Source organism: Nocardioides sp. JCM 18999, from assembly GCF_055391175.1.
The window spans coordinates 3,750,659-3,777,016 of the sequence record NZ_AP043887.1; the positions used below are offsets into that span (position 1 = coordinate 3,750,659).

General features: G+C 69.8%; 16 protein-coding genes and 1 riboswitch. Of the genes, 12 read left to right on the forward strand and 4 right to left on the reverse strand.

What is annotated here, in order from left to right:
- The first annotated feature begins 34 nt into the window (after positions 1 to 34).
- From ACZ5J1_RS18505 to ACZ5J1_RS18520, 4 genes are all read left to right on the forward strand, one after another.
- Positions 35 to 1,483 carry an NAD-dependent succinate-semialdehyde dehydrogenase gene (locus ACZ5J1_RS18505; protein ID WP_464561196.1) on the forward strand — a complete coding sequence of 483 codons (1,449 nt, stop codon included), beginning with the start codon at positions 35 to 37 and terminating at the stop codon, positions 1,481 to 1,483.
- Positions 1,484 to 1,596: 113 nt separating this feature from the next.
- The gene (locus tag ACZ5J1_RS18510; RefSeq protein ID WP_464561198.1) at positions 1,597 to 2,049 is read left to right on the forward strand and encodes an HtaA domain-containing protein; all 453 of its coding nucleotides are present in this window, start codon (positions 1,597 to 1,599) and stop codon (positions 2,047 to 2,049) included.
- The gene (locus ACZ5J1_RS18515; RefSeq protein WP_464561200.1) at positions 2,046 to 3,140 is read left to right on the forward strand and encodes a hypothetical protein; all 1,095 of its coding nucleotides are present in this window, start codon (positions 2,046 to 2,048) and stop codon (positions 3,138 to 3,140) included. Before ACZ5J1_RS18510 ends, ACZ5J1_RS18515 begins: the two co-directional genes overlap by 4 nt.
- Before the next feature lie 203 nt (positions 3,141 to 3,343).
- Entirely contained in the window at positions 3,344 to 4,684 is a 1,341-nt protein-coding gene (locus ACZ5J1_RS18520; protein ID WP_464561202.1) for an NAD-dependent malic enzyme, read from the forward strand.
- A 137-nt stretch (positions 4,685 to 4,821) separates the two neighbouring features.
- Here the strand turns inward: ACZ5J1_RS18520 and ACZ5J1_RS18525 are convergent, their stop codons facing one another.
- Positions 4,822 to 6,297, reverse strand: a complete 1,476-nt coding sequence (locus ACZ5J1_RS18525; RefSeq protein ID WP_464561204.1) for an MFS transporter — start codon at positions 6,295 to 6,297, stop codon at positions 4,822 to 4,824.
- 965 nt (positions 6,298 to 7,262) lie between these two features.
- Here ACZ5J1_RS18525 and ACZ5J1_RS18530 point away from each other — a divergent pair.
- Both ACZ5J1_RS18530 and ACZ5J1_RS18535 read left to right on the forward strand, forming a co-directional pair.
- Positions 7,263 to 7,430, forward strand: a complete 168-nt coding sequence (locus ACZ5J1_RS18530; RefSeq protein WP_464561206.1) for a GPGG-motif small membrane protein — start codon at positions 7,263 to 7,265, stop codon at positions 7,428 to 7,430.
- A gap of 235 nt (positions 7,431 to 7,665) precedes the next feature.
- Positions 7,666 to 8,583, forward strand: a complete 918-nt coding sequence (locus ACZ5J1_RS18535; RefSeq protein ID WP_464561207.1) for a TIGR01777 family oxidoreductase — start codon at positions 7,666 to 7,668, stop codon at positions 8,581 to 8,583.
- On the opposite strand, the gene ACZ5J1_RS18540 is transcribed toward ACZ5J1_RS18535, so the two are convergent.
- Positions 8,570 to 15,817 (reverse strand): fibronectin type III domain-containing protein, encoded by a 7,248-nt coding sequence (locus tag ACZ5J1_RS18540; protein WP_464561209.1) that lies wholly within the window; start codon positions 15,815 to 15,817, stop codon positions 8,570 to 8,572. The two genes, ACZ5J1_RS18535 and ACZ5J1_RS18540, sit on opposite strands and share 14 nt — an antisense overlap.
- A 269-nt stretch (positions 15,818 to 16,086) precedes the next feature.
- Here ACZ5J1_RS18540 and ACZ5J1_RS18545 point away from each other — a divergent pair, with 269 nt between their 5' ends.
- Positions 16,087 to 17,358 carry a hypothetical protein gene (locus tag ACZ5J1_RS18545; RefSeq protein WP_464561210.1) on the forward strand — a complete coding sequence of 424 codons (1,272 nt, stop codon included), beginning with the start codon at positions 16,087 to 16,089 and terminating at the stop codon, positions 17,356 to 17,358.
- Here the strand turns inward: ACZ5J1_RS18545 and ACZ5J1_RS18550 are convergent.
- The gene (locus ACZ5J1_RS18550; protein WP_464561212.1) at positions 17,340 to 17,987 is read right to left on the reverse strand and encodes a TetR/AcrR family transcriptional regulator; all 648 of its coding nucleotides are present in this window, start codon (positions 17,985 to 17,987) and stop codon (positions 17,340 to 17,342) included. The two genes, ACZ5J1_RS18545 and ACZ5J1_RS18550, sit on opposite strands and share 19 nt — an antisense overlap.
- A 117-nt stretch (positions 17,988 to 18,104) precedes the next feature.
- Between ACZ5J1_RS18550 and ACZ5J1_RS18555 the strand changes: the two genes are divergently transcribed.
- Both ACZ5J1_RS18555 and ACZ5J1_RS18560 read left to right on the forward strand, forming a co-directional pair.
- A complete protein-coding gene (locus tag ACZ5J1_RS18555) occupies positions 18,105 to 19,583 on the forward strand; it encodes an APC family permease (RefSeq protein WP_464561213.1) in 1,479 nt (492 codons plus the stop codon).
- Positions 19,567 to 21,153, forward strand: coding sequence for an amidohydrolase (locus ACZ5J1_RS18560; RefSeq protein ID WP_464561215.1), 1,587 nt, complete (start codon positions 19,567 to 19,569; stop codon positions 21,151 to 21,153). Before ACZ5J1_RS18555 ends, ACZ5J1_RS18560 begins: the two co-directional genes overlap by 17 nt.
- 50 nt (positions 21,154 to 21,203) lie before the next feature.
- Here ACZ5J1_RS18560 and ACZ5J1_RS18565 read toward each other — a convergent pair whose 3' ends face one another.
- Complete coding sequence (locus tag ACZ5J1_RS18565) at positions 21,204 to 21,503, reverse strand: hypothetical protein (protein ID WP_464561217.1); 300 nt, start codon at positions 21,501 to 21,503, stop codon at positions 21,204 to 21,206.
- A gap of 121 nt (positions 21,504 to 21,624) precedes the next feature.
- A riboswitch (SAM riboswitch) is annotated at positions 21,625 to 21,739 on the forward strand.
- Between the two features lie 32 nt (positions 21,740 to 21,771).
- On the opposite strand from ACZ5J1_RS18565, the gene ACZ5J1_RS18570 reads away from it, so the two are divergent.
- The 3 genes from ACZ5J1_RS18570 to ACZ5J1_RS18580 all read left to right on the forward strand — a co-directional run bounded on the left by ACZ5J1_RS18570 (position 21,772) and on the right by ACZ5J1_RS18580 (position 26,333).
- The gene (locus ACZ5J1_RS18570) at positions 21,772 to 23,175 is read left to right on the forward strand and encodes a dicarboxylate/amino acid:cation symporter (protein ID WP_464561219.1); all 1,404 of its coding nucleotides are present in this window, start codon (positions 21,772 to 21,774) and stop codon (positions 23,173 to 23,175) included.
- Between the two features lie 28 nt (positions 23,176 to 23,203).
- The gene (locus tag ACZ5J1_RS18575) at positions 23,204 to 23,986 is read left to right on the forward strand and encodes a hypothetical protein (RefSeq protein WP_464561220.1); all 783 of its coding nucleotides are present in this window, start codon (positions 23,204 to 23,206) and stop codon (positions 23,984 to 23,986) included.
- 130 nt (positions 23,987 to 24,116) lie between these two features.
- Positions 24,117 to 26,333 (forward strand): Ig-like domain-containing protein, encoded by a 2,217-nt coding sequence (locus ACZ5J1_RS18580; protein ID WP_464561222.1) that lies wholly within the window; start codon positions 24,117 to 24,119, stop codon positions 26,331 to 26,333.
- Positions 26,334 to 26,358 lie beyond the last annotated feature (25 nt).

Here is a 26,358-nt window from a genome sequence, read left to right on the forward strand (position 1 = left end):
CCGCCACCACCGAGAACTGCGCAGGAAGAAGAACATGACGAACGCAGCAGCTACCCGGCCGAAGGGCCTGTTCATTGACGGTAACTGGACCCCGAGCCTGGACGGTCGTGACTTCCCGGTCTACAACCCGGCGACCGGCGAGCAGATCGCCCAGGTCGCTGATGGTGGCGCCAAGGAAGCAGTCACCGCCCTCGACGCTGCAGTAGCAGTCGCCGCGGAGTGGGCCGCTACCCCGCCCCGGCGACGCAGCGAGATTCTCCACACCGCATTCACGCTGCTCATGCAGCGCCGCGAGGAGTTCGCGCGCCTCATCACCACCGAGATGGGAAAGCCGTACGCCGAGGCACTCGGCGAGGTCGCCTACGGAGGAGAGTTCCTCCGTTGGTTCGCCGAGGAAGCCCCACGCATCGCCGGCCGCTACGGGACAAACCCCGAAGGTACCGGTGACCTCGTCGTCAGCCACCGACCCGTTGGACCCTGCTACCTGGCGACGCCGTGGAACTTCCCCCTCGCCATGGCCACCCGCAAGATCGCGCCAGCCCTGGCCGCAGGTTGCACCGCCGTCCTCAAGCCCGCCGACCTGACCCCCCTGACCACGTTGCGGCTCACCGATCTTCTAGTTGAGGCCGGCTTACCTGCCGGGGTGCTCAACATCATCACAACCACCGACCCGGCCTCTGTCAGCGACGCCCTGCTCGAAGACCCGCGTCTCCGCAAGATCAGCTTCACCGGGTCCACCCCGGTGGGCCGGCAACTGATGGCCAAGGCGAGCCGGCACGTGCTGCGCATGTCGATGGAGTTGGGCGGCAACGCCCCCTTCCTCGTCTTCCAGGACGCCGACCTGGACCGGGCCGTCGACGGCGCCATGGCGGCGAAGTTCCGCAACATCGGCCAGGCGTGCACCGCCGCGAACCGGTTCATCGTGCACGCCTCCGTCGCCGGCAAGTTCGCTGACCTCATCTCCGAACGGGTTGCCGCCCTCAGGGTCGGCAACGGCTTTGAAGCCGACGTCAACGTCGGCCCACTCATCAGCGCACGCGCCCTCGACAACGTCACCGCCCTTGTTGATGACGCCCTCGACCGTGGCGCAAGAGTTACGACCGGAGGCAAGCGGCTGGACGGGCCCGGAACGTTCTTCGCACCGACGGTGATTGACGGCGTTCAGCCCGGCAGCGACATCCTGCGCAACGAGATCTTCGGACCTGTCCTCGCCATCGCCTCCTTCAATACCGACGAGGAAGCGATCCGGCTCGCGAACGACACCGAGTACGGCCTGGTCAGCTATGCCTACACCCGCGACTTGGCACGCGGGCACCGCCTCATCGACGAACTCGAGACCGGGATGATGGGCCTGAACACCGGGGTCGTCTCCAACGCCGCTGCACCCTTCGGCGGCATCAAGCAGTCCGGCATCGGCAAGGAGGGCGGTCTCGAGGGCATCCACGAGTACCTCTCCACCAAGTACACCCTCCTGGCGCACTGAGGCCCGGGATGGAACCCGCACCCAGCACTTCATCAACGCAGCCGGCCTCGCAAGCGCATGAGCCCGGCCTCCACTGGGGCATCAAGCGCCGCTTCTTGCAGTACATCGCCCGCATGCCCGACGGTCAGTGCTCGACCACCGACGGCGCTACTGTCGACGACACCAGCCGGTTCCACTTCACACTGGACCGAACCGACCTGACCTCGGCTCACGCAGTGGGCGTCGTGACATGCCGCGGTGACGTCCGCTTCGCTGGCCACCACGGCATGCTCTTCGTCGCCGTCACCGACCCGGTCGTGCACCTCGAAGGCGACCGCGGACACCTCACCATCGCCGCGACTCCCGGACCCGAGGACGGCACCGGCGATCGCCTGGTTCTCGCCGACTTCGACATCGACGCCCCTCCCGCCAGCGGGTCGCCTCAGGTGATCACGGCAACGTCGGTCCGGCTCAGCAGCGACGCCCTCGACATCTTCAACAGCGTCTACCCAGCTCGTGAGCCGCTCGACGATTTCACCCTCGTCCTTTCCGAACCTAACCACCCGCACATACAGGAGACACGGTGACCCAGACAACGACCACGAACCCGGCAGACGCGGTGCTCGACGACCGGGGCGAGCGCGACCTCACGCCTCTACTCGACCGCATCCACTCCGCGAAGCAAGCGGGCACCACCTGGCTCACCGCCCGGGTCGCTGACGACGGCGCCCCCGAGGGCTACGACGTGGCGAACTCGTGGTGGCGCGCACCGTGGGCGCTGTGCGTGGCCGGTGCCCCCGATGTCGCCGCGGCCATGATGGGGTGGGCCGAAAGGCAAGCCCTCACCGACGACGGCGACCTGCGGCCCGGCTCCTACTCCCCGCCCGGGCCGACCAGTCCCGCTTACCACCTCTCCCCGCTTGCCATCGCGTCCTGGCTGCTGGCCCGCTACGACACCGCCGCCCAGGTCAACGACAAGCTCCAGTCCTTCCAGGACCCCGAGACCGGAGGCGTGTACGACAACCGCGACTTCGCAGCCGATGACCTGCAGGAGAACCTCAAGACCGCCCAGCTCGGGATCTCCTCTCTCGTCACCGGGCGTCGTGACATGGCCGACGGCGTCTACCGCTGGCTGAGCACCAACCTCGCCGACCAGCCACATCTGCCCGGCAAGCTCTACACCGCCCGTCGTGGAGGCAAGCTCATCACCGAGTTCCCCGAGAGCGAGGCGTTCCTACGAGTCGTCGACCTCAACGCTCCACGCCAGACCTACTTCCACCCCGGCATCGCCGCCGCGTTCGCGGCTGGCTACTTCCAGCAGACCGGTGACCGGGCCGCACTCCAGCTCGGCCGTGACTATCTCAGGCTGTCTACCGACGGCACCGAGGAGCAATTCACCGACCAAACCTCGGTCCAGATCTGCAAGTTCGGTTGGGGTGCCGCCGCGATGCTGACCGCGGACCCGACCGGCGGCCACCTGCCGTGGGTCGTGCGAATGGCCGAGTGGTTCATCGAACGGCAACTCCCCGATGGCGCATGGGCCCCCTCGACCTTCGCCACGCCGCAGCCGCAGTTGCTCGATCTGTACTGGAAGACCGCCGAGCACCTGATGGAGCTCTCCTACATCGAGACCGCACTCAAGGCCCACCACCGAGCGCAGCCTCAAGCGCAGTCCTAAGTGCACCGCTGACCCGATTCGATTCCGACACCTCACCCGGGCCGGACCCGAACCGGGGCGACCTCACAAGGTTGAACTGCCCCAGTACCAGGACCTGTGCCTCCCGCGACTAGACCGCAGAGGCACAGGTCCTTTCCATATCTCCACCCACCTCACGAAAGGTCCCACCCATGGGCGCTACCGCCTCTTCCTACTCCGTCACAATGCGGCTGCACACCGCCCCCGATCACGGCGTCGTCGGTGCCGTCGCCACGGCCATTGCTCAAGCCGGCGGCATCGTCACTGCCATCGACGTCACCGACTCCAGTCACGACCGACTCGTCGTCGACGTCACCTGCTCAGCTGGCGACGCCGAGCACGCCGCCGCCCTACAAGGCACGGTCGCCGCTGTTGCGGGCGTCGAGGTGTACAAGGTCTCCGACCGCACGTTCCTCATCCACCTCGGCGGGAAAATCGAGGTCTCCTCGAAAGTACCGCTCAAGACGCGGGACGACCTGTCGCTGGCCTACACGCCGGGAGTCGGCCGCGTGTCCCGTGCGCTCGCCGAGCACCCCGAGGACATCTCGCGCCTGACGATCAAGGGCAACGCCGTCGCGGTCGTCACCGACGGCTCGGCCGTCCTCGGCCTCGGCAACATCGGTCCGGGCGCTGCGCTCCCGGTAATGGAGGGCAAGGCGGCCCTATTCAAGCGGTTCGGAGGTATCGACGCCTGGCCGATCTGCCTCGACACCCAAGACACCGACGAGATCGTCCGCGCCGTCGAGCTCATCGCCCCCGGGTTTGGGGGCATCAACCTCGAAGACATCGCCGCGCCGCGCTGCTTCGAGATCGAGGCCAAGCTCCGCGAGCGCCTCAACATCCCGGTCTTCCACGACGACCAGCACGGCACCGCCATCGTGGTGCTCGCCGCTCTCAGCAACGCGCTTCGCGTCGTCAACAAGGCGCTCCCAGCCGTCCGCGTCGTCGTGTCTGGCGGCGGCGCGGCCGGCACCGCCATCGTCAAGCTTCTCCTGGCCGCAGGTGTGGCCGACATCATCGTCGTCGACCGGCTCGGTGCACTGTCGTCCGACGATGAGTCGCTGACCGGGGCTCACCGCGGGCTCGCCTCGCTGACGAACCCACGCCAGGTCCGCGGCGACCTCCACACCGTCCTCAACGGTGCCGACGTCTTCATCGGCGTCTCCGCCCCCGGAGTACTGAAGGCCGAATGGATCCGCGACATGGCGCAGAACGCAGTCGTGTTCGCCCTCGCCAACCCCGACCCGGAGGTGGACCCAGCCGAGGCCGACAAATACGCTGCGGTCGTCGCCTCCGGCCGGTCGGACTACCCGAATCAGATCAACAACGTACTCGCGTTCCCCGGTGTCTTCCGCGGCCTCCTTGACGCACGCGCCATCGAAGTCACCACCGCCATGCTGCTACGCGCAGCCGAAGCCATCGCATCCGTTGTTACCGACGACGAGCTGAACCCCAACTTCATCATCCCGTCCGTCTTCCACCCCGACGTCGCCCGCGTTGTAGCTGCCGCCATCCGCGACGCCTGACCACCGAGCCCCGACTCCGGAGCCTGGGCAACAGCCCATCGGCGCGGGCCCGGACCTCCAGGCCCCACAGTTCAACACGCAAGCAGGGCGATGGCATCGAACCGATGCCATCGCCCTGCTCGTGCTTTCGGACTGTGTCAGCCCTCGACCGCTGCCGCGACGACAGCCGTCGGCGAAGCCAGTTGGCGCGTCCCCCGCAGCGCGACCGCGAGCCCAATGCCGACCAGGCCTAGCGCAGCCGGAACCAGCAGCGCGAAGTACATGGCATTGAGCGGGTAGATGTGAGTGACCCCATCCGGTGCTGTCGTCGCCATGGAGTTCATCACCGCGAACAGGACCACCGGAAGAATCGCCGCGAACAGGTTGCCCGACAGCGTCGCAACCGCCGACATGGTCGCCTGCCGCTCGGGAGCGGTCAGAACCAGCACCAGGTAGTACGCGACCGCGTACCCAGCGCCACCCATCGCACCACTCAGGAAGGCAGCCACACCGAACGCGACCGGAGCCTGAAGGCTCAGTGCGGCGATAACGAACCCAACCGTGACCGTTGCCACCGTCGCAATCGCGACCGTGGGCGCCGCGCGCTTCGCAAGCGCCCGACCCACCGCGATGCCAGCGATGAACTGGCCGGCCGAGATGGCCGACGCCAGCACCGACTGACCGTCCGATGTCAGACCCAGACCCCAGTCCGGGCCAGGCGTGAGCGCAATCATAGGCATCAGCACGTAGAACCAGGTCGCCGCAGCCGTCGTGATGCCCGCCAAGCCCAGGGTCAGCAGCAGCGGACGCGACCTGAGTTCACGCAGGTCCAGGAGCGGTTCAGCGATGCGCAGCGAGCGCATCCACCACACCACCAAGAGCACCACGCTGATCACTCCGAGACCGAGGATGCGACCCGAGGTCCAGCCCCAAGTTCCGCCCATGCTGATCGCGAGCAGCACACCGCCGACGCCGCCACCGAGGAGAGCAGCACCCATCAGGTCAAGGGATCGTCCGGCGCCTGCGCGGACGATGCCCTCCGGAACGGCGAGCCGGACCACGACCATCAAGATCACGCCGACGAGTGCCGGCAGCCAGAACGTCGCTCGCCAGCCGAGACCGTCGATGACGCGCCCCACCATTAGGGCAGCCGCGATGGAGAGGATGCCCGCCCCGCATGCCGTCATCGATACCGCAAGGGGAACCGTGCGCCTGGGGAACGTGTCCCGGATCAGCGCCGGGATGAGGAAGGGAATCGACAGCGCTGGTCCTTGCAGCATGCGGCCCACCATGAGAACCCCGAAGTTCGGGGCGAACGCGGCGATGAGGGAGCCGAGCACGACCACACCCATGGTGGCGACCAGGAGACGCCGCTTGCCGAAGATGTCGGCAAGCTTGCCGGTCAAGGTCGCCGTCACCGCAGCCATCAGTGCAAACCCGGTCTGGAGCCACGCGATCTGAGTCGTTTGGAACTCCGTCGCGATCTGGACTGAGGCGTTGAGCGGGTACGCGAACGTGATGTAGGTGAGCTCGCTCGGCAGAATGAGGAGAACGAGCAAGGCGACGAAGCGAGGCGACCACCCCGACCCGTCAGTGACGCTTTTCGGAGCGTCAAGTGGTTCGTGAACAGTCATGATGCGAGACCTCCCAGGCGGGTCAGTCGAGTAGATATCTGCGGCCGAAACCGGGCCGGCGGTGTCGAAGTTTCACGCATGAAGCGCTCCCTTAGCTCGGGCGACGGGTGTCGCTTGAACCGTTCGTGTCATAGTGAGACACGAACACTGGGACGACCGTAGTGACGTGAATCACTTCGGCGCAAGGCTTTTGAAAGTAAAATGTCGCACTGTGACATTGCGAGTCTGACTGTGACACAAAGTGCCGTACCGGTTCGCCGGGCGGTCGGACTACTTGCGACGCTCACCTTGTCCGCCCCCGATTTCTGGTCAGAACTTGTGAGAATCCATCCACGGGTGAGGACCGGCGTGAGCGATGGCTGCCGCTAAAACGTTGACGCCTGAGCAGATGTGGCGAAGTTGCGGGCCGCGGAGAACCTGCAGGCCGGGGCGCGACGATCCCGCAGGTCCGCAAGCCGGCTGGGAGGTCGGAGCAGACGTTCTACCGGTAGCGCTCTAAGGCCCTGGGTTCGGGCCGAGGCTCGACCTGGTCGCCGACCCGTCGGCCGCACCGGTGGCGGGCGCCGTCGGAAGGGGCGCCTGTCCGCAAAAAAGTCCGAAAAAGGTCCAACGAAACCCGACCCCTGCTAACGACGCCCAGGAAGCTTATGGTGGCGCTTGACACCGTCGAGCCTCCCGCCCGGTCCGCAAAAAGTCCGCAAGACGTCAGATTCCGACCGGTCGCATCCAACAAACCCGTTGCCTACCGGCGACACGTTAGGGCAGGTCGGAGGCGCTATTCGGCTCCCGTCAATGCATCCCGTCGCTGGCCGAGCAAGCGTTGCACGCTTCCCCTGGTACTACTGACAGCTCGCCACGCGCCATCACCACGACCGGCCGCGTGACTTTGTTTGGAAATCGGATGGGTGCGGGTACTCCCTTTCCAGCCAGGCCACCAGAGCCTGGCCTTGAAGAAGGAGCACCCCATGCCCAGTCTGCTGTGGATCCTCGCCGTGGTTCTCGTCGTCGCCGGTGTCATCACTCTGCTGCAGGGCTCGATCCTGTTCGGCATCCTGCTCATCGTGGTCGGGCTCCTCGTCGGCCCTGGTGGCGTCTCGCTCTTCGGTGGCCGTCGCGGTTCGCGCTCGGCCTGATCGGCTGGTAGGCGAACATGCCGATCCGTGACGTGGTCGCCCCGGGCGCGCTTGTTCCGCCCGGGCGACCACTTCCGGACCACGGTCACGACTGGCGTCTCCGCGACGTCGAGTTCATTGATGGGCTTCAGGCGCGGCGGTTCGAGTGTGACGGCTGTGGGGACGTTCATTTCCGCTAGCGTCGAACGAGGCCTGGCCGACAACGCACAGGTCGCGGCCCCGTACATTCAGCCGCGTGAAGGTCGTGGTGGCAGGCGGTTCGGGCGCACTCGGTCGGCGGCTGTGCGCCGACCTCGACGCGGCGGGGCATGAGGCCGTCGTCCTGACGCGACGGCGTCGACCGGGGCCGTACCGCCAGGTCGAGTGGGACGGCCGCACCGTCGGGCCGTGGCGTGAGGAGCTTGAGGGCAGCGCCGTGATCAACCTCGCCGGCGAGCTGGTGGACCGCCGACCGACTGCGGCCAACATCGCGCTGCTCACCAGTTCGCGCGTCGACCCGACCCGGGCGCTCGTCGAGGCGAGCCGGACACTCGACTCACCCGTGACCGTCTGGGTGCAGGCCAGCACGCTCGCGATCTACGGCGACGCCGGCGACGTCGTGCTGGACGAGTCCTCACCGGCTGCTGACGGGCCGCCGCAGATGGCCGGGGTCGCTCGCGCCTGGGAGGCCGCGGCCGAGGGCGCCCACACCGAACGCCTCGTCGTGCTGCGCACCGGCATCGTGCTCGACAACGACACCCCGGCCCTCGACCGACTGTGGTCACTCGCCCGCTGGGGTCTCGGTGGACGAGTGGGACCCGGCACCCAGTGGGTCAGCTGGACGCACATCGACGACTGGCTCGCCATCGTGCGGACCGTCCTCGCGCCGACCTCGACCCTGGAGGGCGTGCTGCACGCTACCGGCCCCGAACCGGCGCGCAACGTCGACCTGATGGCGGCCCTGCGCCGCAGTCTTCACCGCCCGGCGGCCCCACCGACCCCCGTGTTCCTCGTGCACCTCGGAGCGGTCCTGCTGCGCACCGACCCCGCGCTCGCTCTGACCGGTCGGCGGGCGGTGCCCGCGCGACTCCTCGAGGCCGGTTTCACGTTCGTGCACCCCGACCTCGACGAGGCACTCGCTGACCTCCGGGCGCGCGCCCTCAGCGGGCCTTGACCTTCGCCGAGGCCGCACTCCAGGCGCCCCAGCCCGCACTGTTGCGGGCGCGCACCTTGAACACCCAGGTGCCGGCGGCGAGCTTCAACTCCAACCGCGTGGCGCGGGCCGTGCCGGGCTTGCGGACGGTCTTCGCGGGTTTGCCGACCCGGGTCGCGACGATCTCGTAGCCGAGGATCGGCGCGCCACCACTGACCCGCGGGGCGGACCAGGCGGCGATCGCGGTCAGCGGCCCGCGCTTCGCGCCCGGCTTGGGCTTGCCGATCGTGGGAGCGCCGGGAGCCTTCACCGGAGCCGGGATGGTGAGCAGCGCCTGGGCGCCCTCGCCCTCCCCGACCGCGTTGGCCGCGGTGACGGTGATCGTCCGGACCCCGACGGCCAGGCCGGTCAGGGTCGCGGTCCGGGCGGCCGTGGTCGCCCGCAGGCGCCCGTCGACGTACACCCGGTAGGTCGTGATGGCGGCCCCTCCGTCCGTGCTCGGGGCCGACCAGGAGACGACGGCGCCGTTGGCCGCCTTCCTGCTCACGGTCAGCCGGGTCGGGGCGCCGGGTGCGGTGTCGACCCGGACGACGGGCACCTCGACCGTGGCCGCTGCGCGCTCGCTCTCTCCGGCCGCGTTGACCGCGGTGACGGCGACGGTGTGCGAGCCGGCAGTCAGCGTGCCGAGCACGGCGCTCGGGTCGGTGACCGTCGTGACCAGGGCGTCGTCGACGTACACGTTGAAGCCCGTGATCGGAGCGCCGCCGGTGTCCGTCGGGCCGGTCCACGAGACGGTCACGCCGGTGCCGGCGGCCCAGGTCGCGCTGACGGCGGTCGGCGGACCGGCGACCGTCGGCGTCGTCACCGAGATGCTCGCTGCCGAGCTGGTGCCGACACCGTTGACGGCGCGCACCTCGAGGAGGTGTCCGCCGGGGGAGAGATCTCCGACCACGGCGTTCGTGTCCCAGACGGTCGTCGAGGGACCACCGTCGACGGCGACCTCGTAGGAGGTGATCGCGCTGCCACCGTCGTCGGGAGCCGTCCAGGCCAGTCCGACCTCGGAGCTCGAGTGCCAGGTCGCGACGAGATCCGTCGGTGCGCTGGGCGACCCCGCGACGCGGAACGGGTCGGAGGTGAGCGAGAGCCCCTCGGCCGTGACGGACACGGTGTAGGTGCCGGGCTCGTCGATGACGGCTGCATCGAAGACCGCAGTGTCACCGAGCTCGGGGTGGCTCGCCACGGCGGCCGACGCTCCGGCGCTCAGGGCGACCGACGAGCCGCTGTCGACGTCGGTCGCGGTCACCGTGACCACGGACCCCTGCGCGGGGTTGCCCAGGTCGTCGTAGAGCGCCACGCCGAAGCGTGGCAGCGGGGTGCCGGCGACACCGTCCGACGGCGTTCCCACCCAGCCGATCGTCGCGGCGGGCGCGGCCAGCACGGACAGGGGCGTCGGGGAGGAGGTGACGCTGTCGAGGTCAGGGTTCGCCAGCGCGCCTGAGGCGTGCAGGGTGCGGGCGCCGAGCACGGAGTCGCCGTACAGGACCGTGACGCCGCTGGTCCCCGAGGCGATCACCGCGGAGGTGACGTCGCGGTGCAGCAGGTCCTGGAACCTCGGGTCACTGCCCTCACCGGCGAGATCGCTCGACAGGCTGACGGTGAGGTCGCTCGGTGCGTTCACCGCGTTGCCGTCCGCGTCGACGAGCGCGACGCGGACGGGGATCGACGGGTCGGCGCCGACCGGCCCGCTGAGCGGAGGCAGCGTGGACTTCGTGCACAGGGCACGGCCGAGCTGCAGCGCGGTGCAGGACGTGGCCGAGCGCAGCACCAGGTGTGGCTGCGTGACGGTGAGGGTCAGCTTCACGGGTGCAGCGGCGGCGTAGTCGGCGCTGCCGGACTGGGTCGCCGCGAGCACGCATCGGCCGGCGTGGAGCAGGGCGACGGAGCTCCCGTCGACGGAGCAGGCCCCGGTGGTCGTGGCGGGGTCGACGCTGTACGTCGGCGTCAGACCCGAGGACGTGGTCGCCGCGAGCGTCACCGTGTTGCCCGGGATCAGGGCGGTGCCGGTCGAGGTGGTGCGCAGATTGGTGATCGTCTGCGCCGCCGGGGCGACGGTGAGCAGCTTCACCGACGTGGTCGCCGGGAGGTAGGGGTCGGTCGCGGTCTGGGTCGCGACCACGGCGCAGGTGCCGGCGTGCGCGAACGTCAGCTGCCCGGTCACGATCCCGCTGCTCTTCGTGGTGTCGACGCTGCAGGCGTCGGCGGGCGAGCTCTGCGCGGGCACCACGGCGATGGTGACCCTGCCCGGGTTCTGCGGGTGCCCGCTGGTCTGCCGGAAGAAGTCACTCACCCCGGTCGCGGTGGTGTAGACGGGTTGGTACGTGCCGCCCACCTTGAGGTTCGCGGTGGCGAGGACACCGCTGTTGAACGCCGTGTAGCGGTCGATCCACGCGATGCCCGAGCTCCAACCCGAGACCGTCGAGGTCAGGACCCCGGACGTCGTGGCCGCCGGATAGGCGTAGCCGGTGGTGGTGTTGACCGCGGCGGGGATCGAGGCGCTGATCACGCAGGTGCCGATGTGGTCCCAGTGCACGTAGACGCTCGTGCCGCTCGCGTTGCTGCTCGCGGTGGTCAGCGAGCAGGCGTCGTTCGTCGTGCCGGCGGTCGAGATCACGATGTCGGCGGGGTCGCCCGGCGCCTTGGTCACGGCGACGATGCCGTTCGCGGCGCCGACCGCGTTCCCGGCGGGGAAGCTGGTGCCGGGGGCGTAGAAGCCGAACTCCGGGCTCGCGATGATGGCGACCGTCTTGCGGATGATCGCCGGCGCGTAGGTGTCGTCGCCCGCCTGCGCGGCCTCGAACGTGCACGTCCCGCCGAGTCCGGTGTCGAACCGGATCGCGTTGCCGACGTACCGGCAGCCGTTGCTCGCGACGCCCGACGGGATCGAGATCGTCGTCGCGAGACCGGCCGAGCTCGAGGCGCTGACGAACCAGATCTCGGAGGACGCGGCCGTGTCGGCGAGGTTCTGCACCCAGTCCAGGGTCTGGGTACGGCGCTTCAGGGTGACGGCGACCGACTGGCTGGATTGGTGCCCGAGGGAGTCGGTGACCAGCGCCACGAGGGTGTACGCCCCGCCCGACGTCGCGTTCCAGTCGGCCGCAACCGGCTTGAAGGTCAGCGTCGTGCTCGCCCCATGGGTGGAGGAGAACGTGAAGTCGCTCGCGCGGGTCGAGCTCGGCACCGACCAGGTGTACGGCGCCGCGCCGCCGCTGATGCTGAAGTCGAGGGAGACCGGGGTACCGATCGTGGCCACTCCCGTGCTGGGCCCGCTGATCGAGCCGAAGGCCCCGGGCAGGGCCAGCTCGATGGTCGTGGACACACCGCCGTAGGACGCCGTCACGGTCGTGGACGCCGGGGTCGGCGGGGCGAGGACGTTGAGTCGGCGCTGGTAGGTCCCGGTGATGGAGGTGTCGCCGGTGTTCGAGGTCTGCCAGCCGACGAGGTAGCTGAGGTCGGCGGTGTAGCCGTTCGCGTAGGTGCCGGTGGCCGTCAGGTCGTGGGCGGTGCCGTTGGCGAGGGCCGAGTCGGTGATCGGCGCGATCGCGATCGAGCCGGGGTGGGTCAGGTCGACGGCGAGGTGGTCGGCAGCGGTGTAGCTGCGGGCCGAGCCGTCCGTGTCGGTGTAGGCGTAGGTGGCCCAGACGTTCGTGCTGCTGCCGGCCCCGGAGACGGAGCCGGCGATCGCGGTGACGACACCCCGGGTGTCGACCGAGAACAGTCCGGCATCCTGCGTGGACCAGGTGACCTGGCGGGTGACGTCGGCCGTCGAGCCGTCGAAGAAGTGGGCCGTCACCGTGAGCTGCTGGCTCTCCCCGAGACGCACCGTGCCGCTCGGCCCGGAGACGGTGATCGAGGTGGGGGCCGCGCCGAGCTTCGTCACGCTGACCGACGCCGTTGCCGCACCGAGCTGGGCCGTGACGGAGCCGGTGAGCGGGGTGGCGTGCGTGGAGTCGGCGGAGAAGAGGGTGCCGGTGAAGCTGCCGAGGGCGCTCGGTGCGCCCCAGACCACCAGGTCGCTGATGTCGGCGGTGGTGCCGCCCGGATAGCTGCCGGTCGCGGAGAACCGCTGGGCGCCGCCGAGCGGGATCGTCGTCGCGGTCGGGGTGATCGTGATCGAGGACGGTGTGCTCAGGTCGGCGGTGAGGCGCAGAAGTCCCTGGACGCCGCTGCGGGTGGCGGTGATGTCGGCCGTACCCGCGCCGACGACCTTGACGACGCCGCTGCTGGTGACGGTGGCGACCGAGGGCTTCGAGGAGGCCCAGACGGTGTCGGCGGTGAGGTCGGTCGTGTCGGGTCCGACGGTTCCGGTGGCGTGCAGCTGGAGGACCTTGCCGAGGCCGATGGATGCGGTTCCGGTGTGCCCGTTGCCGTCGTCGACGGCGATCGAGTCGGGGGCGCCGAGGCCGACGTTGACCAGCGAGCTGCCGCTGGCCGATCCGAGGGCCGCGGCGATCGTCACGGGTCCGCCGACGGTGCGGAAGGGGACGGCGACGGTGCCGTCGTCGTCCACGTCGGCGATCGTCGGGTGGTTGCTGCTCCAGGTGGCGAGCCGGGTGATGTCGGCCTGCCCGCCCGCCGCGTAGGTGGCGTTCGCGGTGAAGCGGGCGTCGTCACTGTCGGGTGCCAGCGGGGTGCGGGTGGCGGGGTTGCCCTGGAGGGAGATCGTGGTCGGGTTCCGGAAGTCGATCGTGACGGGCAGCGTGGCGCTCCGCCCCGCCAGGTTCGCCGTGACCGCGTCGGTGACGGTCGGCGTGCCGACCTGGAGTGGCGTTCCCGCGACGAGGGTGTCGCCCGTGATCGAGAGCCCTGCCTCGTTCAGGGCCGAGGGCACCCCCGAGTACGTGACCTGGTCGGTGACGTCCTCGATGTCGCCGAGGCCGTAGTCGGCGCGCACCGTCGGTGTGGTGTGGCCGCCCGGCTCCAGGGTGGTGCTGGAGGCGTCGAAGCTGATCGAGAGCGGTGCCCCGTGGGCCACCGTGACGGTGGTCTGGGTGGCCTTTGTCTGACCCCAGTCGTCGGTGTAGCTGAACCGGACCACAGCCGTGCCGGGGCCGATCGGGGTCAGGCCCTCGTCGCCGTCACCGGTCGGGGCGGCGGTGAGGACGCTGCCCGCTGCGACCGTGTCGCCCGCCTTGTTGCGTTCGTCGGTCACCGACCAGGTGCCCGTCGGGCTCGTCGTGACGTCGTAGGAGCAGGTGCTGCTGTAGCGCGCCAGGGCGTCGAGGTGGACGCGGCGGCCGCCGGCGTACAGGTTCGAGAGGTCGTCGCCGTAGGACGCCGCGATGGACGTCGAGGTCAGCGTTCCCGGGCGCACGTCGAGCGTGATCGGCGGCAGCGTCGCCGTGCCCTCGCTGTTGCTGATCCCGAAGGCGCCGGAGTACGTCTGGACGCCGGTGTTGAAGCAGAGCTGGGCGGTCCCGCCGATCGCCGCCGACGCGGACCAGGCGTCGTAGGCGAGCTCGTCGCCGACGGCGCTGTGGTGGATCGTGGGCTGCTGGAAGGTGAGGCCGCTCGGCAGGTTCGCGCTGGTGCCGGGGAGGTAGCCCAGCCGGCCGACGGGGTACCCGTCGATGTCGACGGGGAGCGAGCACGGGGTGTGGATCACGCAGGTCACCGACGGGCTCGGCACCGTGACGGCCGGCGCGGTCCTGATCGGGGTCAGCCGGACTCGGGCGCCGGTGAGTCCCCGGGTGAGAGAGCCGAGCGTCTCGGCGTAGGACTGACCGCGGACGTAGCTCGCGCCCGCGCCCCCTCCGCCACCTCCGCCGCTGAGGTAGAAGTCGTCGGCGCCGCCGCCACCACCGCCGCCGAAGATGCCGCCGCCACCGCCGCCGCCACCACCGGTGGTGAGCCCGGCCAGGAACTGCGGGGCGTAGTAGCCGGGGTTCGGGTCGGTGATCAGGCCACCGCAGCCGGTGAGGAAGACCGACGGTGCCGGCACCGCGCCCGTCAGCGTCGACACGATGTGGTCCATCAACGCGTAGAAGGTCTGCAGCATCAGCATGATGCCGCCCTCGGACTCGAAGAAGCTCTCCTTCGGCAGTCCGGCCGACATCCGCGAGATCTTGGTGACGTTCGAGCGCAGCGACTGCGAGATCTTGGAGACGACGTTCGCCGTCCCGGTCGAGGAGATCACGTCGTTGACGTCGACGTCGCGGGCCGTGAGCGCCTGCGCGGCCGAGCCGCCGGAGCCACCGCCGGTGGCCTGTCCGGTGCCGCCGTCCTGGCCGGGGATGCAGCTGAGCGCGGCCAGCTGGGTGCCGCCGTAGATCGTGTGGTTCTTCCAGTCCGGGATGGTGCTGACCGAGAAGCCGCCAGCACCGAGGCGGCCGCCCGCTGTGCCGGTCGCGTTCGTTCCGGGGCTGCCGGCGTCGCGCTGCGAGAGCGACTGTCCCGGGACCTGGGGTTCGTCGAGCGCGATGTCCCACGGGAAGCTCTCGCCGCGTTCGGGGAACGGGCCGCTGCCCGACTCCGAGCCGCCGTCGCCCCCGCCGGCGCGGGCGATGATGCCGTTGGCGTGGACCGCGTCCTGCCCGGAGCCGGCGCCGCCGCCACCGCCGCCACCGGCCGCGACCACGAGCACGTCGTCGGCGAGCTGGGCGGTCGAGAACGTGCAGCCCGAGCCGGGTCGTGACAGCGAGACGAACGACGCGTTCCCGCCGCTGCCACCGGTTCCGGGTACCGCCCGCAGGCCGGCGCCGGTCGCGGGCAGGAGGCCGAGGCCCATCCCGGCGGCGCCGCCGGCACCACCCGGGAACGCGTCACTGGCCGCACCGACGTACAGCGTCTGCCCGGGCGTCACGTCGATGATCGTGTTGATCTCGGAGGCGAAGCCTCCGAAGCCGCCGGCCTGCCCGTTGCCCGCGTTGCCGGCCAGGACACCGTCACCGTCACGCCCCGGTGAACCGGTCCCATTGATCACGTTGTTGTTGCCGGCCGCGCCACTCGCACCGATCGCCTGGACGCCCAGCTGGCTGACACCCGGCGGCACGACGTACTCGTCGTAGCAGGTCGAGCTGTTGTCGCCCGGCTCGACCGTGACCTCGCCCGGCGTGTAGGGCCAGGCCCCGACGGTCGCGGCGTGCGCCGGCGTGACGGTGGCCGTCGCGGCGATCGCGCCGAGCGCGAGTGCGGACGCGCAGGTGAGCGCGACCGAACGGGCCGCCTTCGCGTGGAGGGCGTGCTGGAACGAGGTCATGTGCAGGTCCCCTGCGGATCGGCCCCATGTCGGTCGAGAGGTCGCCGAGTGAATGTGGAACCCGGGTGCCCCGAGGTTAGGGCACCCAGCGCCTCAGCGAACGGGAAACGGCCTGAGGGTCGCCCAGGGTTCTCGGCAACACCCAGGCAGCAGCGCCGAGTTCGCTGAGATTGACCCCTCCGTTAGCCGGTTCGTTCAGGTGAGGCCGTTAGTCCCTGCGCCTCGCAGATCCGGCCCCGCGAGTAGGGCCTTTCGGACACGATGTGCCGGTGAGCAACATCTTCGTATCGAAGCTCGACATCGACGTGCTCGTTCATCTGGCCCTTGGCGGACCGTCGGAGGCAGGGAGCGGGGAGTGGCACGCTCTCGTGGACGAACCGGACAGCTTCGGCGCCCGCCTGTGGGCGGAGAATCACGGCGTCGCTGGGTACGACGAGCCGCCACCGCCGGTCTACCGATTCGCTCCGCTGCCGTTTGACCCGACCGCAGCCGAAGGCGTGAAGCAGATTCAGTTCTACCGCTACCAATCCACCTCCGAGGCGGGCATGCCGTTGGAGATCGAGCGGTGGCTCGTGGAGTTGGAGCAGAATCTGATCGACCGTATTCCGCAGGTCGCCGAGGCGCCATGGGGTTTCACCGCCTCAGATGTGAATGCTCGGCGGGACCGGCCAGCCTCACGCCTCCTCGCTGAGGCGCTGGCCGAAGATCCCCGGATCGAGGAGTTGCGAGTCCGTCTCGATGCCGCTGGGTTGCCGATCGCTCTCAGTGCGCCGGACCTGAACGTCCGGGCGATGTTTGGGGTCGCGGCCTCGGAAGTACTCGCGCATGGTCACTGGTACCCGCCCGGGACGTCAGGGTTCGCGCCCGTCAACGCCGTTTTGTGTGACAGTGCGCTGGCGGCAGAGCGGGTCTATCTGGACCGGTGCAACTACGGGCGCGGGAGCGTCCGTCACGATCGCCGTTTCTACCGCTTCAACTGCCTGGTGATCACGACGTCCTTCGCCCTGCCGTCGCCTGGCGATGTGAATCAGGCCAGGGACCAGGACCGAATTGCTGACGTTGCCAGGCGGATCGCCTTGCTGGGAACGCCTGATGAGTTCTTTGACTCGCAAGCGCCGCCGATCCAAGAGGTGACCGCCGAGATCCTTGCCACGAAGGCGCCCGTCGCTGCCCACGAGGACCGCATGAATCATGGACGCCGGGTCGTTCTCGCGCGGACGGCGAACGAGATCGAGAAGGCGGCCGCGTACCTCAATGACCCAGCCGTCGCTGCGGAAATCCGGGCGACGAGTTCCCGTAAGCACAGCATTCTCATCCTGTGGGGAGTCGACGACGTCGCGTCTGTGGAAGGGGTGGCGCTGTGTGACGAGCCCGGGCTAGCGCGATTGGTCGTCAACACGACAGGCGTGCGTTACAACACGGCAGTGGTGCTCCGGGTGCCACGACTGGCGATGGGAGCCACAACCATGCAGCCGCTGAATGTCTCGGTGGGCGACTCCAGCAATCCGATGGGGCTGATGGCCTACCCGCCGAGAGGCTGAGCCGCCCGCTGCGCGATCCCGGCGAGCAACGTGTCGAGACCGAACTCGAAGGCCACGTCCGCCCGGTTCCCGGACTCCGCCTGGGCGTCCAGGGCGGCCGCGAGCCGGGGAGCCTCGACGTCGTCGTCGACCTCCCACATCACTTCGGGGGCGGCGAGGTCGAGCGCGGAACCGATCACGAAGTTCTCCAGCGCGGTGAGGATCGCCATCAGCTCACCGTCGGGGACGCCCGCCTCGCTGAGTCGTCCGACGACCAGGTCGTAGGCCCGGACGACCTGAGGGGAGCGGACCGTCGTCGTGGTCAGCAGCGGGACGACCCGCGGGTGGGCGGCGAAGACGGCGCGGTAGGAGCGGAAGTAGTTCCGCAGGGCCTCGTCCCACGTCCCGTCCTCGAGCGGTTGGGCCGCCATGGACTCGGCCAGCTGGGTCCGGAGCAGCTCGACGACCCCGGCTCGACCCTCGACGTGGTGGTAGAGCGACGCGGTCTGGACGCCGAGACGCCGCGCGACCTCGGGCAGCGTGAAGTCGCCGGTCTCGTCGACCACCTCGAGGGCGGCGTCGCCGATCCGGGACAGCGTGAGCACGGCCCGTCGCGGTCGCCCGGCCCGGCGCTGCTCGGTCTCCGTCATCTCGCCTCTTCCCTTCGGGTGTGAGCGCGGTTACAGTACCGCAACCGATATCTAATCGATTTAGATTAAGTGTCACCCGACGGATCTAGCATGTTCCTGGCCTTGAAAGGACCGCTCATGGCTGAGTCAGCCGCCCCCACCCTGCGCCGCAACGCACTCGGCACCGGAGACATCGTCTTCTTCGTCGTCTCGGCTGCCGCGCCGCTGATGATCATGGCCGGCGTCGCGCCGTTCGCCCTGCTGACCGGTGGCATCGGCGTGCCCGCGGCCTACCTGTTCGCCGGCGCCGTGCTGGCGATCTTCGCGGTCGGCTTCACCACGATGGCGCGCTACGTCACCAACGGCGGAGCCTTCTACGCCTACATCACCCAGGGACTCGGCCGCCCCGCCGGCGTCACCGCGGCCCTGCTCGCGCTGGTCTCCTACAACGCCCTCCAGATCGGGATGTACGGACTGCTCGGTGTCACGGCGCACGACACCGCCGAAGCGCTGTGGGGGCTCGACATCCCGTGGCCGCTGATCGCCCTCGTCGGCGTGGTCGTGGTCTGGTACGCCGGCTTCCGCAGCGTCGACTTCGGCGCCAAGGTGCTCGGCGTGCTCCTGGTCGCCGAGAGCGGGATCCTGCTGGTGCTCGCCGTGGCGATCGTCGTCCAGGGCGGCGACTCGGGCCTCGGTCTGGACTCGTTCGCGCCGAGCAACGTCTTCACCAGCGGCAACGGCTCGGTCCTGGCGATCGCCTTCGCCGCGTTCATCGGCTTCGAGTCGACGGCCATCTACCGCGCCGAGGCGCGCGACCCGCGGCGGACCATCCCGCGGGCGACGTACATCGCCGTCGGGTTCCTCGCGATCTTCTACGCCTTCGTCGTGTGGGCGATCATCCAGGCCTACGGCGCCGGGAACGTGATCGCCGCGGCCGCGCAGGACCCGGTCGGGCTCTTCTTCACCGCGGCCGACCAGTACCTCGGCGGCTGGGCCTCGACCACCATGCACCTCCTGATCGTCTCCAGCGTGCTGGCCTCGTTGCTCGCCTTCCACAACGCGATCACCCGCTACACCAAGGCGATCACCGACGAGGGACTGCTGCCGCCGGTGCTCGGTCGCGTCCACCCGAGGACCCGCTCGCCGTACGTCGCCGGGATCGTGCAGACCGTGCTCGCCGCGGTGGTCGTCGCGCTCTTCGCCCTCGCCGGCGCCGACCCCTACCTCCAGCTGCTGATCTGGGTGAACACCCCCGGTCTGCTCGGCATCGTGCTGCTCCAGGTCGCGGTCTCGATCGCCGTCCCGGTCTTCTTCCGCCGTGTTCCCAACGACGAAGGCCCGTGGCGCACGCTGGTCGCCCCGGTGGTCTCCGCGGTCGGGATGCTCGCCGCGCTGTACCTGATGATCGCCAACATCTCGCTCCTCACCGGCGCCGCGGAGTCGGTGAACCTGGTCCTGATCCTGACCGTCCCGGTCGTGCTCGTCGCCGGCGTCGCGTGGGCGCTGTGGCTCCGGAAGGCGCGCCCGGAGGTGTACGCCGGCCTCGCAGCCGACCAGCCCAGCAGCATCGAGACGGAGCCGACGGAAGGGGTGCCCGCCGATGTCGCCGCACGCTGACTCACTCCTCGTCGGGGCGACCGTCCGCACCCTCGACCCCGACCGTCCGGCCGCCGCAGCGGTGGCCGTCGTCGATGGCATCGTCGCCGCACTCGACGGCGACGCCCTCGCCCTGCGGGGGCCGGAGACCGCGGTGATCGACCTCGCGGGCGCCACCCTGACCCCGGGGTTGGTCGACGGACACATGCATCCGATCCTCGGCATCGAGATGTTCGCCGGGATCGACCTCTCGGGGTGTCGCGACCTGGCCGAGCTGCGGGCAGCGCTCGCCGCAGTGACGCGGAACCTGCCGCGCGGTGGCTGGATCCAGGGGTTCGGGCTCGACCACAACTGCTTCGGCGGCCAGCCGATCAGCAGCGCCGCGATCGACGAGGCCGTCGGGGACGTGCCGGTCTTCCTCCGGCTCTACGACGGTCACTCGGCCCTGGTGAGCAGCGCCGCGCTGCGCCTCGCCGGGGTGCGTGGCACGGAGACCTTCGGCCAGCGCTCGCAGGTGGTCTGCGATCCGGACGGCCGGCCGACGGGCCACCTGCTCGAGCACGCCGCGATGGACCTCGTCGCCGACGTGATCCCGCCGATGCCGCTGGCTGCGCGGCGTGACCGGGCCCGCGAGGTGCTCGCCGGGATGGCCGCCTCCGGGCTCACCGGCGGCCACGTCATGGACGGGTCGTCGTCGACCCTCGAGCTGCTCGACTCGCTCGAGTCGGACGGCGACCTCCCGCTCCGGCTGCGACTCGCGCCGTGGTGCATGCCGGGCGCCGACCTCGACGAGCTGGTCGCGCTGCAGGGCCGGGCCGGACGCCGCTGGGCGGTGCGGGCGGTGAAGTTCTTCATCGACGGCACCGTCGAGGGTGGGACCGCGTGGCTGGAGCGTCCGGACTGCCACGGTCAGAGCACCGACGCGTTCTGGCTCGACCCCGCCGAGTACACGAAGGCGGTGCACCACCTCGCCGCCGTCGGCGTGCAGACCGCGACCCACGCGATCGGTGACGCCGGGGTCCGGCACGTGCTGGACACGTTCGAGGAGCTCGACACCCAGGGTGTCCTGCACCGGGTCGAGCACATCGAGACCCTGCCCCTGGACCAAGTGCGTCGCCTGGCCCGGATCGGCCTGGTCGCCTCGATGCAGCCCTCCCACGCGCAGTACACGAAGGCCGATCACTCCGACGAGTGGTCGCGTCGGCTGGGCACCGACCGGGCCGACCGGGCGTGGTGCTGCCGCGACTTCCGCGATGCCGGCGCGACGGTGGTGCTCGGCTCGGACTGGCCGGTCGCCGACTACGACGCTCGGGGCGTGCTCGCCTTCGCGCGCCAGCGTCGGATCGCCGGCAGCGACGCCGCGCCGGTGCTGCCCGAACAGGGCCTCAGCGGGCTCGAGGCGTTGCAGGGAATGACCACTCATGCCGCGCTGGTCGCGGGCGAGTCCCAGCTCGCCGGACGGATCGCCGTCGGACGTCGCGCGGATCTGACCGCGTTCTCCGTCGACCCGGTGCTCGCGTCGGCCGACGAGGTCGGTCAGGCGCCGATCCGGCTGACCATGGTGGACGGAGCGATCACCCACCGCGGCTGAGCTCGCGACTGCGGTGCGGACATCGCGGGGCGATCATGCCCCGCGATGTCCTACATCCGCGTGGGCCCGCACAGGATCTGATGCATCCGGATCTCCAGGACGATGCTGCGCGGCACGGGCCACGACAGCGCCTCGATCCCGGCGGCGTAGTCCTGGAGCGCGTCGAGCGTCGCCAGCCGGGCATCGGCGAGCGCGGGGCGCTCGCTCCAACGCGGGAGTCCCTGGGCCAGCTCGTGCTCGAGGTCGCGGGCCTCGGCGACTCTCGCCAGCAGGCCTGGCAGCTCCATCCGCAGTCTGGCCGACTCCGCCGCGGCCGCGCCGGCCAGCTCGGAACTGTGCGACGTCGTCATGCGGTCCGCCTCTCGGCCGACCTGGGGCCTCCGGGTGGAGACCTGACCGCCGACAGCCTCCACAGTACGCCCCGCTGTAGTCGTTATTGACTACTAACTTTGTTGTGTTAATGTTCTGACTCGTCACGAGTACTGGTGCAAAGCCCCGGCTGGCCAGTCGGCAACCCTCCTCCGCGGTGGGGTGCCCCGGGTGAAGACGTGGCCCTGCTGCGACCTGCAGGGGGCAAGAGCGGACTCAACGTCGGGTCCCCGAACGAAGGAATGACCCGTGAACTGGCTGGACCTCGCCGTGCTCGCTCTGCTGGTGGTCGCGTACGTCGGCCTGCACCTGCTCCGACGCCGACGGGTCAACTTCAGTCTGCTGACGCTGCTCGCCCTCGCGATCGGCATCCCGATCGGCCTGGTCGGCCGCGGTCACGCCGAGTACATCGAGCCGATCGGGCGGATCTACATCAACATCCTGCTCGCCGTCGTGGGCCCGCTCATCGCGGTGGCGCTGATCTCGAGCATCGTCTCCCTCGGCAGCCTGGAGAAGCTCCGCACGATCGGGCTGCGCTCCACCGGCTGGCTCCTGCTCAGCAACGCCATCGCCGTCGTGCTGGCGCTCGGGGTGGGACTCGCCTCCGGCACGGGCAGCGGCCTCAACGAGACCGTCGGCGGCCAGCAGCTCAACGTCCTGGAGAACTCGGTCCAGAACTTCCGCGACGTCGTGATCGGGTTCTTCCCGAACAACGTGGTCGGTGACTTCGGCGCCAACCACATCATCCCGATCATCCTGATCTCGGTGACGATCGCGGTCGCCTACCTGGCCCTGGTCGAGCGGGACGCGGTGACGGTCAAGCCGTTCGCCGACCTCGTCGTCGCGCTGAAGCTGGTCATCTTCAAGGCGGTCGGGTTCGTCATCGGCCTGACGCCGTACGCGATCGTGGCGCTGACGGCGACCGTGGTCGCCAACACGGCCAACCTCGGCGACAAGTTCTGGTCCCTGCTCGGTCTGCTCGGGCTGGCCTGGGGGACCTGCTTCGTCCACACCTTCCTGGTCAACGGCGTGATCCTGCGGACCGCGGCCGACGTGTCCCCGACCCGCTTCTTCGCCAAGATCTTCCCCGCCCAGGTCACCGCCTTCTCCACCCAGAGCAGCGTCGGCACCCTGCCGGTCACGACCGACGTGCTGACCCGCCGCGTCGGCGTGCACCCCGAGGTCGCCCACTTCACCGCCCCGCTGGGCACGACGATCGGGATGCCCGGCTGCGCTGGGATCTGGCCGATGCTGATCGCGGTCTGGGGGATCAACGCCTACGGCATCGACTACTCCACCCAGGACTACATCGTGCTGGTCATCCTCGGCACCCTGGTCTCGATCGGCACCGCCGGAGTCCCCGGGACCGCGACCGTCGCCGCGGCCACCGTCTTCGCCGCAGCCGGACTGCCGCTGGACTTCATCGCGGTCACGCTCCCGATCAGCACGATCGCCGACATGGCCCGCACGGTCACCAACGTCACCGCCGCCGCGGTCAGCGCGACCGTGGTCGCCCGCCAGACCGACCTGCTCGACGACGACATCTTCGAGGGCCGCGTGGCCTTCGTCGACGCCGCCGACGACACCGCTGACGACCCCGCCACCGACCTGTCCTCGCTCACCCAGCCCGAGCCCAGCACCACGCTCGTCTGACCCGCACCACCGATTCAGGAGAAGAACGATGAAGCGCGCCCTCGCCACAGTGATCGCCACCGGAACCCTGGTGCTGACCACCCTCGTCCTGGCACCGATCGCCCAGGCGATCACCAACCCCGCCGACAACCCGCACCCGATCACGGTCAAGGGCGACGACGGCAAGACCTACACCGACGGCGAGGACACCCTGCCCGGGTACGACGACGAGGAGTGCACCTACATCCCCGGTGCCTACTTCGACTTCGACAACAACCGGGTGCGGTACGCCGACGGGCAGTCGATCCCGTGGACCGAGTGGGACCGGGCGACCGGCTACGAGGCGTGGAAGGCCAAGAAGGCGGCGGCTTCCGCCAAGCCGAGCACGGCCAGCACGCCCAAGCCGGGCAAGGCGAGCTCGTCGAAGTCGGCCTCGACCACGACGAAGAAGTCCACCGCCGCCACCAAGGCCGCCGGCTCGAAGAAGTCGACGACGGCGCAGCCCAGCACGAGCGCCAGTGCGACCGCTTCCCCGTCGGCCGGCGAGACCCAGGCGATCGACGGCGCCACCGACGACGCCTCCGTGATCGCCGACCCGGCGAGCGGCACTCCCACCCCGACGACGTCGGCAGGTGCTGAGGCCGGCGAGGTCGACGAGGTCACCCTGGCCGCCGGTGCGCCCAGCACCGCCGACGCCGCTGACGCCAGCTCCTCGGGCGGCTCCGGTTCGGCCGGACTGCTGATCCTCGGCGGACTCGCCGGTGTCGGCCTGGTCGCCTTCGCGGGCCGCGCGGCCCTCGGTCGACGCTCGCGCAAGGCGACGTCGGCGTGACCGTGCCGCGACCACGCGGCTGATCCACCACCAGCGGGAACCCCCGCAACTCCGAACGACCCGGAGGGCGCTGCCCTCCCGGGTGGGTGCGCAACGCCTGAAACAACCCCGAGAGAAGGAAACCCCTGTCATGAGCACGTTCACCAAACGGCGCCTGGTCGCCGCTGCGGTCGGCCTGGTCGTTGCCGCCCCGTTGGCCGTCGGAGCCGTCGGCTCCCTCGGCAACGCCGCCCCGGCCCGGAGCGCGTCCACCGCGGTCGACACCACCTACCTGTCGGACACCTTCCCGGGCCTGTCCGCGGAGACCGTCCTGGAGACCGTCACCTACGACCGGTTCCAGTGGCTGCTGCAGCAGTCGGGTCAGTACGCGTTCGTGATCGGCTCGGCCGGTGACACCGACTTCCCCGCCAAGGTGGTCAAGGCCGAGAAGGCCGCCAAGGCCGCCGGCACCACCAAGGTCTACTGGTACGACCCGAACCTCTCCGGCCAGACGGGCACCAAGAACCTCGACACCCGCAAGCCGGCCGGGATCAACCTGGCCGCCGGATCGCAGACGATCTACGGCAACACCTGGCGCAACGTCCTCGGCCAGTACCTCGGCAACGGGATCAAGTCCGTGCCGAACGCGACCGCGACCTCGGTCACGATCAGCACCGACGACACCGTCGTCAACGACGTCGACAACCCGCTGTGGGACTACCGGACCACCCCGGCCGCCGCCCCTGCCGGCGCCGGCGACGACCTGTTCTTCGTCTACGACAAGGACCGCCTCGGGACCGGGGGCAAGGCCGACAAGATCCGCAGCTGGGTGAACCTCAGCACGACCGACGCCACGGCGGTCGGTGCCGCGGTCACCACGGCCCTGGGCACGCCGGCCGAGGCGGCCGGGATCGACCAGCAGGACCAGTTCGCCTGGTGGAAGGACTCGGCCAACAAGAAGCACAACCTGTCCTACGCCGACGACAAGCAGTACGGCGGCGACATCCTCGACGACGCCGACAACACGGACCGGTTCCGGGTCAAGCAGATCACCTACCCCGAGCTGCTCCACCTGCTCGCGCTCAAGGACGACGCGAACAAGAACTTCGTGATCCTCTTCGGCGGGACCTGGTGCCACAACACCCGCGCCGTGATCAAGCACGTCAACGAGGAGGCCCAGGAGAACGACGTCACCACCGTCTACAACTTCGACCTCGTCCTCGACGGCGGCACCACCAACGGCACCAACGGTGGCGGCAACCCGATCCACGTCCGGGACAACGCGACGATCGCGGTCGGCGCCACGGACAACGCCAGCAACAACGCCCTCGCCGCCCAGTACGGCGTGGCGCGCGGCACGTCGGTGCGCAACGCCCGGCCGTCGTACCTCTACGGCGACGTGGTCCGGACGAACTTCAAGAACCTGGTCACCGAGTACGACCCCAACACCGGCACCCGCGTCTCGTACTACCCCGGCGGTGACACCACCGCGGACCTCGACGTGGTGCGCAAGCTCCAGGTGCCGTTCGTGCTCAACTACCAGCGCGGCAACGGGGCTTCGGTGCCGTCCACCGCGGTGAAGCGGCAGTGGATCCAGCAGAACGTCGGCGCCAACGGACTGCCGACCTTCAAGGAGTACATGACCGAGTGGTGGTACACCCACCCGTCCGAGCAGCTCGGTCTCGCCCAGTCGCCGGCTCCGACGCAGGCGCAGCTGGACCAGGCTCAGGCCCAGGTCGACTTCGCCCAGGAGGGTCTGGCCCAGCTGGACGACTTCTTCGCCGGCCTCCCCGGCGCGGTCGTCTCCACCCAGACCGTGACGGCACCCGCCGTCACCTACGGCACGGCGTCGACCGTGGCGCTGGCGATCGCCAACAAGTACGGCCGGATCCCGGCCGGCACGGCCACCCTGACCGTCGCCGGGGCGTCGTACTCGAAGGCGGTGGCCCAGAACGCGGCCGCCTTCACCACCGCCAAGCTGGCTCCGGGCTCTTACCCGTTCACGATCAGCTACACCGGTGACGACCAGATCGTCGGCTTCACCAAGACCGGCACGCTGACCGTGGCCAAGGCGAAGGCCGTTGCGGCCGGATCCCTGGTCAAGGCGCCGACGTCGAAGAAGGCCGGCTCCTACCGCGCCGTCGTCACCGCGCCGGCCGGGTTGGCCAAGGCGACCGGAAAGGTCACCGTCACCCTGACGAAGGGGAGCGCCAAGAAGGTCGTCGTCGGCACGCTGAGCAACGGCGCCGCCACCGTCGCCCTGCCGAAGCTGCCCAAGGGCACCTGGAAGGTGACGACCGCCTTCGCCGGGGACGCGCACTACCTCGCCGCGACGTCGGTCGGAAAGTCGATCGTCGTCAAGAAGTAGTCAGGCGGGATCAGCAGTTGGTCGC

What these genes read in the sequence shown, in the direction of transcription:
- ACZ5J1_RS18540 (WP_464561209.1), bottom strand. Translation starts at nt 15,817, where the DNA reads ATGACCTCGTTCCAGCACGCCCTCCACGCGAAGGCGGCCCGTTCGGTC.
- ACZ5J1_RS18565 (WP_464561217.1), bottom strand. Translation starts at nt 21,503, where the DNA reads ATGACGACGTCGCACAGTTCCGAGCTGGCCGGCGCGGCCGCGGCGGAG.
- ACZ5J1_RS18550 (WP_464561212.1), bottom strand. Translation starts at nt 17,987, where the DNA reads ATGACGGAGACCGAGCAGCGCCGGGCCGGGCGACCGCGACGGGCCGTG.
- ACZ5J1_RS18520 (WP_464561202.1), top strand. Translation starts at nt 3,344, where the DNA reads ATGCGGCTGCACACCGCCCCCGATCACGGCGTCGTCGGTGCCGTCGCC.
- ACZ5J1_RS18530 (WP_464561206.1), top strand. Translation starts at nt 7,263, where the DNA reads ATGCCCAGTCTGCTGTGGATCCTCGCCGTGGTTCTCGTCGTCGCCGGT.
- ACZ5J1_RS18580 (WP_464561222.1), top strand. Translation starts at nt 24,117, where the DNA reads ATGAGCACGTTCACCAAACGGCGCCTGGTCGCCGCTGCGGTCGGCCTG.
- ACZ5J1_RS18505 (WP_464561196.1), top strand. Translation starts at nt 35, where the DNA reads ATGACGAACGCAGCAGCTACCCGGCCGAAGGGCCTGTTCATTGACGGT.
- ACZ5J1_RS18555 (WP_464561213.1), top strand. Translation starts at nt 18,105, where the DNA reads ATGGCTGAGTCAGCCGCCCCCACCCTGCGCCGCAACGCACTCGGCACC.
- ACZ5J1_RS18510 (WP_464561198.1), top strand. Translation starts at nt 1,597, where the DNA reads ATGCCCGACGGTCAGTGCTCGACCACCGACGGCGCTACTGTCGACGAC.
- ACZ5J1_RS18560 (WP_464561215.1), top strand. Translation starts at nt 19,567, where the DNA reads ATGTCGCCGCACGCTGACTCACTCCTCGTCGGGGCGACCGTCCGCACC.
- ACZ5J1_RS18525 (WP_464561204.1), bottom strand. Translation starts at nt 6,297, where the DNA reads ATGACTGTTCACGAACCACTTGACGCTCCGAAAAGCGTCACTGACGGG.
- ACZ5J1_RS18575 (WP_464561220.1), top strand. Translation starts at nt 23,204, where the DNA reads ATGAAGCGCGCCCTCGCCACAGTGATCGCCACCGGAACCCTGGTGCTG.